13 protein-coding genes are annotated in these 14,235 nt (G+C 27.9%); 9 read left to right on the forward strand and 4 right to left on the reverse strand.

What is annotated here, in order from left to right:
* Position 1: 1 nt before the first annotated feature.
* Complete coding sequence (locus ACOSP6_RS01685; RefSeq protein WP_422095556.1) at positions 2-1,411, reverse strand: GspE/PulE family protein; 1,410 nt, start codon at positions 1,409-1,411, stop codon at positions 2-4.
* Positions 1,412-1,888 (reverse strand): prepilin peptidase, encoded by a 477-nt coding sequence (locus ACOSP6_RS01690; RefSeq protein WP_422095555.1) that lies wholly within the window; start codon positions 1,886-1,888, stop codon positions 1,412-1,414. It lies immediately after the preceding gene.
* A 366-nt stretch (positions 1,889-2,254) separates the two neighbouring features.
* On the opposite strand from ACOSP6_RS01690, the gene ACOSP6_RS01695 reads away from it, so the two are divergent.
* The 9 genes from ACOSP6_RS01695 to ACOSP6_RS01735 all read left to right on the forward strand — a co-directional run bounded on the left by ACOSP6_RS01695 (position 2,255) and on the right by ACOSP6_RS01735 (position 12,535).
* Entirely contained in the window at positions 2,255-3,499 is a 1,245-nt protein-coding gene (locus ACOSP6_RS01695; RefSeq protein WP_422095554.1) for a tyrosine-type recombinase/integrase, read from the forward strand.
* A 9-nt stretch (positions 3,500-3,508) separates the two neighbouring features.
* A complete protein-coding gene (locus ACOSP6_RS01700; RefSeq protein ID WP_422095553.1) occupies positions 3,509-4,366 on the forward strand; it encodes a hypothetical protein in 858 nt (285 codons plus the stop codon).
* A gap of 228 nt (positions 4,367-4,594) precedes the next feature.
* The gene (locus ACOSP6_RS01705) at positions 4,595-4,888 is read left to right on the forward strand and encodes a helix-turn-helix domain-containing protein (protein ID WP_422095552.1); all 294 of its coding nucleotides are present in this window, start codon (positions 4,595-4,597) and stop codon (positions 4,886-4,888) included.
* Position 4,889: 1 nt separating this feature from the next.
* Complete coding sequence (locus ACOSP6_RS01710) at positions 4,890-5,210, forward strand: hypothetical protein (RefSeq protein WP_422095550.1); 321 nt, start codon at positions 4,890-4,892, stop codon at positions 5,208-5,210.
* A gap of 5 nt (positions 5,211-5,215) precedes the next feature.
* Positions 5,216-6,424 (forward strand): primase-helicase family protein, encoded by a 1,209-nt coding sequence (locus ACOSP6_RS01715; protein WP_422095549.1) that lies wholly within the window; start codon positions 5,216-5,218, stop codon positions 6,422-6,424.
* 293 nt (positions 6,425-6,717) lie between these two features.
* Entirely contained in the window at positions 6,718-9,981 is a 3,264-nt protein-coding gene (locus ACOSP6_RS01720; RefSeq protein WP_422095548.1) for an Eco57I restriction-modification methylase domain-containing protein, read from the forward strand.
* A 51-nt stretch (positions 9,982-10,032) separates the two neighbouring features.
* Positions 10,033-10,605: a hypothetical protein gene (locus tag ACOSP6_RS01725; protein ID WP_422095547.1), complete on the forward strand. Its 573-nt coding sequence runs from the start codon at positions 10,033-10,035 to the stop codon at positions 10,603-10,605.
* A 39-nt stretch (positions 10,606-10,644) separates the two neighbouring features.
* Positions 10,645-11,607, forward strand: coding sequence for a phospholipase D family protein (locus ACOSP6_RS01730; protein WP_422095546.1), 963 nt, complete (start codon positions 10,645-10,647; stop codon positions 11,605-11,607).
* Between the two features lie 43 nt (positions 11,608-11,650).
* Positions 11,651-12,535: a restriction endonuclease gene (locus ACOSP6_RS01735; RefSeq protein ID WP_422095603.1), complete on the forward strand. Its 885-nt coding sequence runs from the start codon at positions 11,651-11,653 to the stop codon at positions 12,533-12,535.
* A 25-nt stretch (positions 12,536-12,560) separates the two neighbouring features.
* Here ACOSP6_RS01735 and ACOSP6_RS01740 read toward each other — a convergent pair whose 3' ends face one another.
* Both ACOSP6_RS01740 and ACOSP6_RS01745 read right to left on the reverse strand, forming a co-directional pair.
* A complete protein-coding gene (locus ACOSP6_RS01740; RefSeq protein WP_422095545.1) occupies positions 12,561-13,328 on the reverse strand; it encodes a hypothetical protein in 768 nt (255 codons plus the stop codon).
* Between the two features lie 51 nt (positions 13,329-13,379).
* On the reverse strand, positions 13,380-14,108 hold the full coding sequence (locus tag ACOSP6_RS01745) for an SMI1/KNR4 family protein (RefSeq protein WP_422095544.1): 729 nt from the start codon (positions 14,106-14,108) through the stop codon (positions 13,380-13,382).
* Positions 14,109-14,235 lie beyond the last annotated feature (127 nt).

The raw sequence follows: 14,235 nt of genomic DNA on the forward strand, positions 1-14,235 counted from the left end.
ACTAAGATATTAATAAAGAATATACTTCATCAACAGAAGTAACTCCATCTTTAATTAGTTGAATGGCATTACTTTTTAAAGTTTTGATATTGTTTTCAACTAAATATTCTTCAATTTCTAATTCTTCTTTTTTGATTGCTTTTTCGATTGTTTTTGTAACTGGAATTATCTCGTAAATAGCTTTTCTTCCTTTGTAACCAGTTTGATAACAATGTTCACATCCAACAGACTTAAAATGCGTTTTAATAACTCCTTCATTAAATAACTCTTCAGGAATATCATCAACTTCAGTAGTTACTTCTATTTTGCAATTATCACACAATTTTCTTACTAAACGCTGTGCTACACTCACATTTAAAGTGCTAGCAATTAAAAAAGACGGAACACCCATGTCTATTAATCTAGAAATTGTTCCCCAAGCCGAATTTGTATGAATTGTAGATAACACTAAATGACCTGTTAATGCAGCTCTAATAGCCATGTTTGCAGTTGCAACATCTCTAATTTCTCCAACCATAATCACATCTGGATCTTGGCGTAAAAATGTTCTCAACGTACTCGCAAAATCTAATCCAATATCTTCCTTTAACTGTACCTGATTTACGCCTTCTAAAGTATATTCAATAGGGTCTTCAATAGTTAAAATATTTGTATCCTCTTTGTTAAGTTCTTTAAGTGTTGCGTATAAAGTTGTTGTTTTTCCTGAACCTGTGGGTCCTGAGATCAAAATAATACCATTTGGTTTTTTTACTGCCTTTTTATAGGTCTTTAATTCGTCTCCGTTAAAACCAAGTTTTTCTAATTGAATTGCAACATTATTTTTAGATAAGATACGAAGTACTAACTTTTCTCCATGCAAAGTAGGTAGAGATGAAACACGAATGTCAAAGTCTTCATAAGAAGTAGAAATGTTAATTCTACCATCTTGAGGAAGTCTCTTCTCAGAGATATCCATTCCAGACATGATTTTTAATCGGTTGATAATTTTAGGATACTCGCTTAAAGAAATTAAATATTTTTCTATTAGTTTTCCGTCAATTCGGAATCGAACTTTGTTTTGTTCTTCAAAAGCTTCAAAATGAATATCACTACTTCCTATTTCCTTGGCTTCATGAATAATATTCAACAAAAAATCATCTGAATAAGTCAAGGTACTCGTATCTTTGTTTCTTTGTCGATAATTAGATAATAGATACTTATTTATATTACCTTCTTCTTCTTTAAGAAGCTGTATTTTATTTCCTAGAATAATTTCTAACTCATTCGCTAAACCATCAAAATCCTTGCTGTCTGTTAATAATGAAATAATTTCATTTGTTTTTTGACAAGGAATAATACGGTATTGGTACGCTAACTCAGAAGGAATTAATTGTACCAAATCGGTAGAAATATCAAAATTTTTCTCTTTCATTTAAATAGAATATAGGTTTACTATATTGAACGCCAAATTTATAAATAAAATTAGAAACAAGAACAATGCTTGGAAACCAGCTAAAGGAATTGTTTTATGTTTTAGTATTGGTTTGACTATTAAAAACAAAATCAATGAAAAAATTAATGAGGCAACAAATAAATACAAGAATGTTTCCAGAGGAAAACCAAGGGCAAAAACTAAGAAAAATAAGATATCTCCAAATCCTAGAGCTTGAGAAAAATTCATTTTCATTTTGAATTTCACGTACAGTAATAACAGTAACATCAATAATAAAATCAAAATGAGATTGATAGAAATATGTAATAGAAATAACTCAAGTATTGTTTGCTGATAATATATTACCCCATTAAGAATTATAGTAGATACCAACAACCATAGGTAAACTTTTCTTTCCTTTATATCTTGAAGAAAAACAAGAAGCAATAATAAAATAAACAAATAACTCAATTCCATATAGGTTATATCTTAAAAAGTAATTTTCATATGTTAGGATAATCAAATATCTCAAATTTATAACGAAAATAATAAAGTTAAAGCGTCCTTTTGAATTTAATAGGGATGTCTTTCTGTCGTGAACTTTATGTATATATTTTGCAATTATCTACGTTGATACCCAAAAACAACAAACCCTGTAAATACAATACTTACAGGGTTTATTTGTGGAGACGCCGAGAATCGACCTTATTTTACCTTATTATATCTCAACCCACACTACAACTACTATAAATACTGATTTTGTAAAATTTTTATAACTTAATTTATGGTAAATTATATATCAAATACTACCTTTACTGTCACCTAAATTGTCACCTATTTGCTATGACGCATTCATTTAATGTTAAAGATAAAAACAAAGATGGGCTAACTTTAATTTACTTAAAAGCCTATTTTAAAAAAGAAGGAAAACGATTTGTTTACTCTACAGGGGAATCTATTAATCCTGAAGAATGGGATTTTAAAAATAGACAACCAAACAATTTAACTGGTAGAACTTCAAAAGCCGATTCTCACAGAACTATTAAAAGACAACTTGATCGATATTCTAATTTTTTCATACAAGTAACTGAAACTTTTAAAAACACAAACCAAGAGCTAACTGTTGAAAAAATAAAAAAGGAATTTGACAAAGAATTTAAACGAGTTGCTAAAGGAAAAAATAAATTTTATGAGGCTTATGATGAATTTATGCTATTCAAGCAAAAAAATCAAGAATGGTCTAAAGCAACTATTAAGAGATATAATAATATTAAGGCTTTACTTGAAGATTTTGAAAAAACAAAAAACTACAAAATCACTTTTAATACTATAAATCAAAAGTTTTATACCGAGTTTACAGACTTCTGTATGGTTCATAGAGGACATATTAATAATACTTTTACTAGAAATGTTGGATTGGTTAAAACATTTCTTTTTTGGGCTTTAAAAAATGGTCATACTTATAAGGCTGATTTTATAAACTTCAAAAAGAAACCAAAAGTAATAACCAATCAAATTGCGTTAAGAAAAGAAGATTTAGAACTTCTATTACAAACAGAAATGCCCTCTAAAAAGTTAGAAAAAGTAAAAGATGTTTTTATATTTTCATGTGTGACAGGAATGCGATTTGGTGAGTTAAAATTTGTATCAAAAAACACAATAAACGGAAAAGCATTATTACTTAAAGAAGAAAAAGGATCAGGTAAAAAAAGTAGGGAAATTCCTTTAAGCAACATTGCTCTTCATGTTTTAAACAAATATGATTATAATTTACCTTTGATTGCAAATCAAAAATTCAATGATTATGTAAAAGAAGTTTTTAAAGAAGCTGGATATACACATAATGTTGTAAAAACGTCTACAAGAGGTAAAGAAGTACTTCGCGAAGAAATGCCTTTTTATAAAAGAATCAGTTCTCACACTGCTAGGAGAACTTTTATTACAATGATGAAAAGAAACGGAAAAAGTGATAAACTAATCGCAGAAATATCTGGACATAATGATATGAAAACACTGAATCAGTATTATCAAATATCAAACGAAGATGTTAAAGATGCGGTTAATGATACTTTTAATATCGAAATCTAAAAAAATACTATGAATTACGGAGAACAGTTTATTGAAATATATAATTCAAAATTTGCGTCAATTTGCGTTAACGCAAAAGCGCAATTTGAAAGTTACTACACCACAAACTACACTTTTATAAAAGCCGAGAAATTAAATACACAACCTTTAGTTGAAGAGGTTGAGTTAATATCTAGTTCAATAAAAACAGATAGAAGTATTTTTGAAAGCTGTAAAAGAACATTAGAAGGCTTCAGAAATCACTACACTTCCGAAGTTACAATATCATTAATTAACGATGAAGTAAAAAACACTTTCAATAATTTCCTGAAGGATAATAGTAAAAAAATAGAGTATCAAGAGTTTATAAGTGCTTTTGCTAAAAGACAAGCGATATACGATTACTTTTCTTTTTTAGATAAAAATAATAAGGAGTTAACAAAAATGTTTAATGCTGAAAAAATTGGTGATTTTTTAAATGTTGTTAAAACAAGTAGAGAATTACATACATTAAATAATTTAAAGAAAGAACTTAAAAAGAAAGAACTTAAAAAGAAAGAAGACTCTGTTTATCACTTAACACAAAATGAAAAAATGATTTTACTTCATGTTCTTTTACATGAATTTAAAGATTCTGGATTGCATAGTTTAAGTACTGAGTATTTTCGCATACTAGCTTTAACATCTGAGTGCTTAATCGAAAAAGATATACAAAAAGCAAATACAAATTTTACCAAATATCAATATTTCTATAAAGGTGTTAATGCATCCGACAAACCTTCTTTTGAAAAACAGCAAATAATTGATGAGATTTTAAAGAAAATTGAAAGCATCAAGAACATAGAAAAGTTTAAAAGAGTACTAGTTAGATACAAAAACTCTAAATAATCTCCACCAAACTAAATGCTAAAAAAAGAAGAAATAAAAACATAAACCACTTCAAAACAACAATTTAAAAAAGCATTTAATGGTATTTAGCTACCATTAAACCATTGATTATACCTTTTATTTTATCACTAAACACACAATCTTTGTGGTAACAAAACATAAATATTCAATCCATGGATATAAGCAATTACTGAATATGATGTGTTTTTAATTCTTAAAAAATATATTATGAAAGGTATAATCTTAACAACACAGGAAGAGCTAACTAAAATCATTGATACAGCTGTTTCAACTAGAATAAATTCACTTGAAGATTTAATAAATAAAAAACTAAATCCTGAAAAAGAAAATGTAACTGTTAAAGAAGCTGCTAAAAGACTAAATGTTTCAGAATTAACAATTCGAAATTATATTAAAAGAGGTACCATTGAAGCTTCTAAAATTGGTAGAAGAATTGTTATAAACTTAGAAAGTTTGGATAATACACTACAGGAAGTAAAATCTTTAAAATATAGACGTTAATATGGAAGATTTAAACTTACAAAATCAAGATTTTACTAATAATTTGATTCTTATTGCTGATAATGTACAATCTGAAATTAGTAAACTAAAGATAAACAGATTAGCGGATTTTTTACTAAATAAGCATTTGGACTTCTATACACAAGAAATAGAAAAGATAAAAGATTTAGCAATATATAACCCAAGATTTAAATGGCAACTTCTTGAACAAGAAATAGACTCTTGTTTTAAATCGGATAAATCAGTTACGGGTGTAAACATTGTTTTTGATTGGAAAGAAACTTCTATTCCTAATAGACCTTTAATTAAATTAAAATTGTAAAAGTTATGGAGTATGTTAGAATAGGAACGGATTATTTTAAGATTTGTAACGTCCCATTATTTAGCGGTGATACAAATAAAACATTAATCAAATGGACAAAAGGAGAACTAATTACAGATAAAGGAAAAGATTATTTAAATATGATAAAAAAGTATGATGGCTTTATTACAATTCCAGATCATCAAAATTATCAACAAGAAATCAGTTCTTTCTACAATCAATATGAAAAAATCGAACATAAACTCTCAAAAGGTTCATTTGATAAAACCGTTGAATTTTTAAAACATATTTTTCAAGAGCAATATGAATTAGGTTTAGATTACCTTACTATTTTATGGCAAATGCCCACGCAAATATTACCCATTCTCTGCTTAGTAAGTAATTCTAGAAACACAGGTAAAACTTCATTTTTAAAATGGTTAAAATTGATTTTTCAAGGTAATATGACTATAAATAAAAATGAAGATTTTAGAAGTAGATTTAACAGTGATTGGGCATCTAAACTTATTATTTCTGTTGATGAAGTTCTTTTAGATAAAAGAGAAGATAGTGAACGAATTAAGAATCTCTCTACCGCTGGTTCTTACAAAGTAGAATCTAAAGGAAAAGATAAATTTGAAACTAATTTTTTCGGAAAGTTTATTTTGTGTTCTAATAATGAAGAAAATTTTATTCAAATAGATGAAAACGAAATTCGCTATTGGGTTATTAAGGTAAACTCTTTTCAAGTTGAAGATGTTGATATGCTTGAAAAGTTAAAAGAAGAAATTCCTCATTTTCTATATTATTTAAACAATCGAAGAATAGTATCGGAAAGAAAAACTAGAATGTGGTTCACTAAACAACAAATTTATACACCCGCATTAGATAAGGTTGTAAAAGGAAATAAAACATATTTAAGTCAAGAAATTAGAGAAATTATAGTTGATGATTTTGTTGCGTTTGAAGTTGATGTTTTGCGTTATACTGCTACAGATTTATTTGAAAAACTAAATAAAGGAGTAAGAACAAATCGCTCAAGAATATCAAAATGCTTAAAAAATGATTATAAACTTGAACCTTATAACGGAAGTTATAAAAAACACTTTCTAACGCTCAACACCTCCCAAAAAACAATTGTTGATTTTGAAACAAAAAAAGGGAGATATTATGAGTTCTTGAAAAGTGATTTCTTAGATAATTCGTTGATTGTTGACAAAACATCCAATTTGTGAGTAAAACTGATGCTTTCACGAGTATACAAAGGTTCAACAGTTCATCAACAACAGTTGTTGACGGACTGTTGATTTGTTGTTGAGTTTAAACACTAAGTATTTTTAAGACTTCCCATACTAAAATCAACATCTCAACAGAAACATCAATTTCATATTCTTTAAATAATTTTGTTTAAGTTTTTTTGCGTTAACAAAATAAAATATAGTGTCAAGTTTGCTCATTATTATTACAAATAAATACTGCAACTTCTCATTAATATTACTATTTTTAAAAACCCAAAAAATAGCTATTCATGGCATTATATCAACCATCTGTACTTAAACACTATCTAAAATTACAAAATAGTGAAGCAATTTCTAAGGCTTATAAAAAATATAGCAAGTATTTTTTAAACCCAACTATTCAAGATAATATTAGAAGTAGTAAAGAAGAAGAGTACCAAGGAATATTTTTAACGGAATTGTTTGTAAACGTACTTGATTATACACTGAAACCAAAAGAGCATTTCAATTTAGTTGCTGAGTATAAGAACCAAAACAATGCTAGAAAAGCTGATGGTGCTATTTTAGATAACGATATTGCTATTGGAGTTATTGAATTAAAAGGAACTAAAACTAAAGATTTAGAAAGCATTCGTAAACAAGCTTTTGATTATAAAGCCAACCAGAAAGGATGTATTTATGTAATTACTTCTAATTTCGAAAAGCTTCGTTTTTACATTAATGATGCCACAGAATTTGAAGAGTTTAACTTATTTGAACTTACTCCTGAGCGTTTTTCTCTATTATACATTTGTTTACAAAAAGACAATATATTAAGTAATACACCATTAAAAATTAAAGAAGCTTCTGTAGTTGAAGAAGAAAAAATAACGAAACAATTTTATAAAGACTATTCATTATTTAAGAGAGAGCTATACAGAGACTTAGTTAAACGAAATGCTAAAACTTTAAAAAATAATGCGTCATTACAAATAGCTACAAAACAAGCTAATGATTTAACAGATGAAGAAAAGACTGAATTATTAAAGCTAGAGAAGAATGTTAAGCTAACGCTATTTAAAAAATCTCAAAAACTAATAGACCGTTATCTATTTATATTTTTCGCAGAGGATAGAGGTTTATTACCTCCAAATAGTACACAACAAATATTAGATAAATGGAAAGCCGATGTAGATTTTGGTGATGATAGACCTCTATATAACCTATTCAAACAATATTTTACTCATTTAGACCAAGGAAGAGCAGGAACAACAAACAGAGCCGAAATCTATGCATATAATGGAGGGCTTTTTAAGGAAGATAAAACCTTGGATAGTTTAGACATTGATAGTGAACTGCTATACAAACACACTAGTAAATTAGCTGCTTATGATTTTGAAAGCCAAGTAGATGTTAACATACTTGGACATATTTTTGAAAACTCTTTAAATGAAATAGAAAGTGTTAATGCCGAAATTGAAGGTGCAGACTTCGATAAACAAAAAAGCAAACGTAAAAAAGATGGTGTTTTTTATACTCCAAAATATATTACCAAATACATAGTAGAAAATACCATTGGTAAACTGTGCGAAGAAAAGAAAAACGAACTAGGTTTTAAAGAAGAGGAATATTTTAAAGGACGAAAGAATAGACAAAAAAACACCATCTCCAAGTTAGTTGATATATTAGACTCTTACAGAGATTGGTTACTACAGCTCACCATTTGTGACCCTGCTTGTGGCTCGGGCGCATTTTTAAACCAAGCTTTAAACTTCTTAATAGCAGAACATCAATATATTGATGAGTTAAAAACTAAAGTATTAGGAGGTGGTTTTCAGTTTCCTGATATAGAAAACACTATTTTAGAAAACAACATTTACGGAGTAGATTTAAACGAAGAATCTGTAGAAATAGCAAAACTATCCCTTTGGTTACGCACCGCACAACCACGGCGTAAATTAAATGATTTAAGCTCTAATATTAAATGTGGCAACTCTTTAATAGATAGTAAAACAGTAGCAGGAGACAAAGCCTTTAATTGGCAAGAACAATTTCCTAAAGTATTTGAAAAAGGTGGCTTTGATGTCATTATTGGGAATCCGCCTTATGTAAATGTTGAATTAATTCCTTTAAACGAAAAGGATTATTACAAAAAGAAATATGAGGCTTTTTATAAACGAAGTGATTTATTTGTCTTATTTATTGATTTAGCAATTGAAAAATTAACGAATAGAGGTATGGTTTCTTTAATCATTCCATCAGTTATTTTGAATAACTTATCTTATAAAATAATAAGAGATAAGCTTTTAAATAATAATTGGCTATATGAGGCTTGTTATACAGGTGGGAACGTTTTTTCAGATGCCACGGTAGATACTGTAATTTTAACAATTAATAAAGATGAGGTCCAAGAAATAAAATTAATAGACGCTACAGATTTTGAAAACAAACTTATTCAACGTGTTCCATTGGACTATTTCAAAAAATATCAAAATGCTATAAGTGTTGGCTCGTACAGTAATGAAGAGCTTTACAATAAATTGTTTAACAAGGATTTTGTGAAAGTTGAAGATTATTTCAATGTTTTCCAGGGTATAGTTACAGGTAATAATGCTTCTTTTATATTTGAGAATGAAGATGAAATTGAAAAAGCTAATATTGATGAGGATTTATTGAAGCCTATTGTTTTAGGTAGAGATATAGGTAAATGGATAATCAAAGATGACTCTAAAAAAATACTTTATTTAAATAATGAAATTGATATAGAAAAATATACTTTATCAAAAAAGTGGCTATTACCTTTTAGACAAAAATTAGAAAAAAGAAGAGAATGTTTGAGGGGTGTTATACAGTGGTATTCTTTGCAATGGCCGAGAGATAAATCTGAATTAGATAAAACTCCTAAAATCTTATTACAAAGAACAAGGAATGAGAGTTTAAAAACTAGATTAGTTGCGACAATAGATGATACTGGTATATATGGTATGGAAAGTATAATATTTTTAACTCCGACTACAGATAAGGTAAGTGTTTACTATTTTTTATCAATCTTAAACTCTAAGTTATTAAACTATTTATTCGCAACAAAATTTTTAAACCTAGCTGTTAAAGGCGATTATCTTAAGCAAATAAAATTTCCAATATCTTCTAATGTGGATTACTTACATAATCTTTCATTTAGTATGATTGATTTCAATAAGGAATTAAACAATGTTTTAATAAAACTTCAAAATTATTTAAAGCAAAAATTCCAACTAGAAAAACTATCCAAAAAACTCCAAAACTGGTACGAGTTAGACTTTGGAGACTTTATAAAAGAGCTTAACAAAGCCATAAAAGCCAATAACAAACTACGTGCTAAACAAGTTGCAGAAGGTGTCATTTCGAGCGCAGTCGAGATACCAACCTTAACCAAAAAAGACGAGTTTGAGTGGTTAGACCTCTTTGAAGAAAACAAACAAAAAGCACAAGAGTTACAAACCCAAATTAACGAAACAGACAAAGAAATAGACCAAATGGTGTATGAGTTGTATGGGTTAACCGAAGAAGAAATCGCAATAGTAGAAAACTCGTAACGTCATTGCGAGGGACGAAGCAATCTTTATATAAAAAGCTAAAAGAAGAAAATGAAAGAAATATTAAATGAGTTTATAAATAGTTCAATTAAAAAATTACAGGATGCTCAATTAGCTTTAAATAGCAGCCAAATTAAAACTATAGAAATAGGTGCTGAGTATTTCAATGAAAAGTTTTTAGCAGATGAGGATGTTACTCAACTAAATGAGGAATTTAGCTTTTTAAGAAATCAAAACAAACCTACTCTTTATTGGTTCGAGTTAATGAACAATACTTATAACATTGAACTTAGAAGACATTACGAAGAATATAGAGAACGTACTAAAAAAGGAGAAGCAATATATCGAAACACTTCTTCTTATAAAACAAAACCAGACTACAGTAGTAAAATATTATACGTTGGTAAAGTTGAAAAAGCTTTTTGGGGAAGATTGGTAACTCATTTAGGATATAATGTAAGCGAAAAAACAGCAGGTATGCAGCTGTATCATTGGTATAACCCTACTATTTATGGTAAAATTGTATTAAATTACATTGAATTTGATCATGAAATGAAACATCTTATTGTAATACTAGAAAAACAATTAGCTAAAAAACTAAAACCTCTTATTGGTAGATATTAAAAAAATTATTGCAAAAACCCCGAAAAATACTAAAGAAAGATGAGTAAATTTTTAACCGGAAAAGAACTAGAAGACAAGTTAACAGATATTATTTGGAATGCTAAAAAATACATAATCATAATATCTCCGTTTATTAAATTAGATAATTACGTTAAAAACATTTTAGAAAAAGTTAAAAATCACCATGATATTGACTTTTTTCTTCTTTTCGGGAAGAATGAAGAAAGTAGAAATAGTAGTATCTGCAAAGAAGACTTTGAATACTTCACAGAATTTAAAAACATTACTATTCTTTACAACAAAGATTTACATGCCAAACACTATTGCAATGAAAATGAAGGATTAATTACATCTTTAAATCTTTATGATTATTCGATGATTAATAATGTAGAATATGGAGTTCATTTTAAAGATAGTCTTTTAAGTACCGATAACCTTTTTCGAGATACCGAAACGTTTACTGATAAATTATTATTTGAAAAATCTGATGTTATCTTTTTAAAGAAACCTGTTTATTCTAAAGGTCTTTTGGGGTTGAGTAAAAAATATCAAGACTCAAAAATTATTTTTGATATTTCCACTGTCTTTTTTAATAATAGCGAAGATTATGATAAGAAGCCCCTTAATGATTTTGATTTAAAAACAGAAACATCTATTGAGAAAAAATATAGTACGAAACCAATAAGAGAAATTATTGCAGAAGAGGAAAGTTTTAGTTTTACTCAAACTCCAAAAACATTTGTTTCAAATTTGAATACCACTTCAAAAGACTCTAATACTTACAGTCAAAAGAATGATAAACAACAAGAGATAGGATATTGTATTAGAACCAGAAGAGAAATTCCTTTCAATCCTCAAAAACCATTTTCATTGAGTGCTTTCCGTATGTGGGATGTTTATGGAAATTACGATTATCCTGAAAACTATTGCCATAAAACAGGTAAAGAATCGTATGGTAAAACAAGTATGGCTAATCCTATTTTAAAAGAAACTTATAAATAAAATCAACGTGTTAAAGAACCAAATACCAGACTTTCAAACCATTATGCTGCCTATGCTAAAATTATTAGCGGATGGTAATTCTAAAACATTAAACGAGGTAATGCAAGCTTTGGCTAAACACTTTAAGTTAACTCAAGAGCATTTAAAAATAAAAGTTCCTAGCGGTCAAATGGGATTGTTTAGAAATAGAGTTGGATGGACTCGAAGTTATTTAAAAAAAGCAGGTTTAATCAAATACCCAGAAAGAGGAGTTTACAAAATAACTGAAGACGGAAAAAAGTTTTTAGATACTAATCCATCTAAATTACGGATGAAAGAACTAGAGCAATTTCCTCAATATCAGGAGTGGCGTAAAACCTTTAGTGAAACTGGTGTTAAACAAAAAGAAAACACTAATAAAGAAGAACAAACACCTGAAGAAGTTTTAGCAGCTACTGTTACTGAATTAAAAAATGAGTTAGCAACAGAACTATTGGATAAACTAAAAGAAAACTCTTTTCAATATTTTGAAAATTTTGTTATTCGATTGTTACAAAAAATGGGGTACGGAGAATTTAGAGAGGACGCATCGCAACATACTGGTAAGTCTGGAGATGATGGAATAGATGGAATTATTTCTCAAGATCGTTTAGGTTTAGAAAATGTTTATATACAAGCAAAACGTTTTACTAATAATTCAGTTGGTTCACCAGAAATAAGAAACTTTATTGGTTCTTTAGCTTTACAAGGTGTGAATAAAGGAGTGTTTTTAACTACAAGTAGGTTTTCTTCTAGTGCTATACAAACTGCTCAAGATAGCAAACAACAAAAAATAGTTTTAATAGATGGTAAAGAACTTACAGAATTAGCAATAGAATATAATTTAGGAGTACAAGTGGCAGAAACAATTCAAATTAAAAAAATAGATTTAGATTACTTTGAAGAATAAATAATTTTATAAAAAACGCAAAGACCTATAAAACAAAAACATTCAACTGTTCACAATCATGTTCATTAGCAAAAATGAATACCTCATCTCGTAAAGGTATATCCATTTTTCGTATGGTGTCTGTTAGTCTATCCATAGATAAATGAATTCCATAAAAAGTATTTAATAAAAATAGTTTCTTTATTTCTTCCAAATAATAACCTTCGGTTAAAGCTTCATTTATCATATCAACTTTATCTTCTCCTAACTCCTTTTCAAAGTTTAATATAGGACTTAAAAACGATGTATAATCAAACCTTCCTACTCCATTAAACAAATCTTTGTCATGATTATATTTTAAATATTCTTGACCAGACAATAATTCAAATTGATAATCAGGATCATCATACCCACAGAAATAAGCTTCTGGATCATAATTATGTTCCATAAAAAGTATATTTAATTGAAAACTATTATCGTTAGATATATTCGAAGAAATATTAGTGAAATTTTCCCTAAGTTGATTTTCAATTTGCTGCTGATACAAAGAGTGACGAATATCTATCAAATCACAAATTATATTATCTATTTGTTTATGTAGATGAGTATCGTTCAGTAATTCTTTAATATTGTTTTTCCATTCTTTTTTAAAGCTTTCAATATCAACTTCTGGGTTAGCAAACCATTTTATTTTATCAACATTAATTAACTCTTTTTCAAGAAGCTTTGGGTAAGAAAAATCACCTCTTAATAATTCTACCGAATTTTTTAAATGGTACTCTAAATTTTCTTTTATCAACTTATTCTTATTCATACTTAAATTCTAAATTATTCTTTTTCAATTCAACAACATATATACCAACTATTAGCCAAGTTCCAATATAAAATCTTTATCTAATTCTGTAATAACCTCATTTTTACATTTCACTAAAATTTTTAACCATTCAGTAAAGTTTTCCACTTTATAAAACAATTGCTTACGTTGCATGCTATAATAGGCTAAAGACCATTCGTTATCTTCCTTTTCTTCATCTGTTAACCAAACCCAAGCACCTCCATTAGAATCTTCTGTCATTAAACATAATAAGGATTCTACTTTTACTTCTCTTTCTCCAACAAGTTCAATAGTGTTTCCTAAATCTTTTCTGTAGTCTTTTAAGAAAACATATTCTTTAATACTATCAACATTATTAGCATATATCCACTCTCCCCCATCTCCAAAATACTTTAGAAATGTTTTATATGATTTTGGTAATGCAAAACCTAAATGTTGTTCAATTTTCTTAATTTCGATATCATCTAATGTGTCGCCTATTTCAATATGATAATTTAAATCATCAAACATTTTAATGATGGTTGAAGAAATTTCATATTGACTATACTTAGCCTGTTGAAGCTTTAAAATACTATTGGGCTTCCTGCTTATTAATTTTTCTTTTTGAACTCTTTCTTTCTTTTCCTTTTCAATCTTAAACTGCTCATAGCGCAATTTTAATTCTGCCTCTTTCTCTGTAGACTTTGGCTTCCTGTTATGTTTCACGAACACAAAAACAAAAAGGGCTAAAATTCCAATAGCAAATAGTATCAATTTCATATCTATAGTATATAATAAAAACGCAAAAAAGCGCAATCAAAAACACTTACACAATAAACATTGTAAATCAAGCTCTTAATAAAAATTGTCTTAAGTGTAAATGCATATCAACAATAGCGCAATAGAA

The sequence above is a fragment of the Tenacibaculum sp. MEBiC06402 genome (assembly GCF_049239625.1).
Taxonomy (GTDB): domain Bacteria; phylum Bacteroidota; class Bacteroidia; order Flavobacteriales; family Flavobacteriaceae; genus Polaribacter.

Bases quoted from the DNA above. Each gene is read 5' to 3' on its own strand.
- ACOSP6_RS01690 (WP_422095555.1), bottom strand. From the start codon at position 1,888: ATGGAATTGAGTTATTTGTTTATTTTATTATTGCTTCTTGTTTTTCTT.
- ACOSP6_RS01700 (WP_422095553.1), top strand. From the start codon at position 3,509: ATGAATTACGGAGAACAGTTTATTGAAATATATAATTCAAAATTTGCG.
- ACOSP6_RS01740 (WP_422095545.1), bottom strand. From the start codon at position 13,328: ATGAATAAGAATAAGTTGATAAAAGAAAATTTAGAGTACCATTTAAAA.
- ACOSP6_RS01735 (WP_422095603.1), top strand. From the start codon at position 11,651: ATGCTGCCTATGCTAAAATTATTAGCGGATGGTAATTCTAAAACATTA.
- ACOSP6_RS01745 (WP_422095544.1), bottom strand. From the start codon at position 14,108: ATGAAATTGATACTATTTGCTATTGGAATTTTAGCCCTTTTTGTTTTT.
- ACOSP6_RS01705 (WP_422095552.1), top strand. From the start codon at position 4,595: ATGAAAGGTATAATCTTAACAACACAGGAAGAGCTAACTAAAATCATT.
- ACOSP6_RS01695 (WP_422095554.1), top strand. From the start codon at position 2,255: ATGACGCATTCATTTAATGTTAAAGATAAAAACAAAGATGGGCTAACT.
- ACOSP6_RS01685 (WP_422095556.1), bottom strand. From the start codon at position 1,411: ATGAAAGAGAAAAATTTTGATATTTCTACCGATTTGGTACAATTAATT.
- ACOSP6_RS01720 (WP_422095548.1), top strand. From the start codon at position 6,718: ATGGCATTATATCAACCATCTGTACTTAAACACTATCTAAAATTACAA.
- ACOSP6_RS01710 (WP_422095550.1), top strand. From the start codon at position 4,890: ATGGAAGATTTAAACTTACAAAATCAAGATTTTACTAATAATTTGATT.
- ACOSP6_RS01725 (WP_422095547.1), top strand. From the start codon at position 10,033: ATGAAAGAAATATTAAATGAGTTTATAAATAGTTCAATTAAAAAATTA.
- ACOSP6_RS01730 (WP_422095546.1), top strand. From the start codon at position 10,645: ATGAGTAAATTTTTAACCGGAAAAGAACTAGAAGACAAGTTAACAGAT.
- ACOSP6_RS01715 (WP_422095549.1), top strand. From the start codon at position 5,216: ATGGAGTATGTTAGAATAGGAACGGATTATTTTAAGATTTGTAACGTC.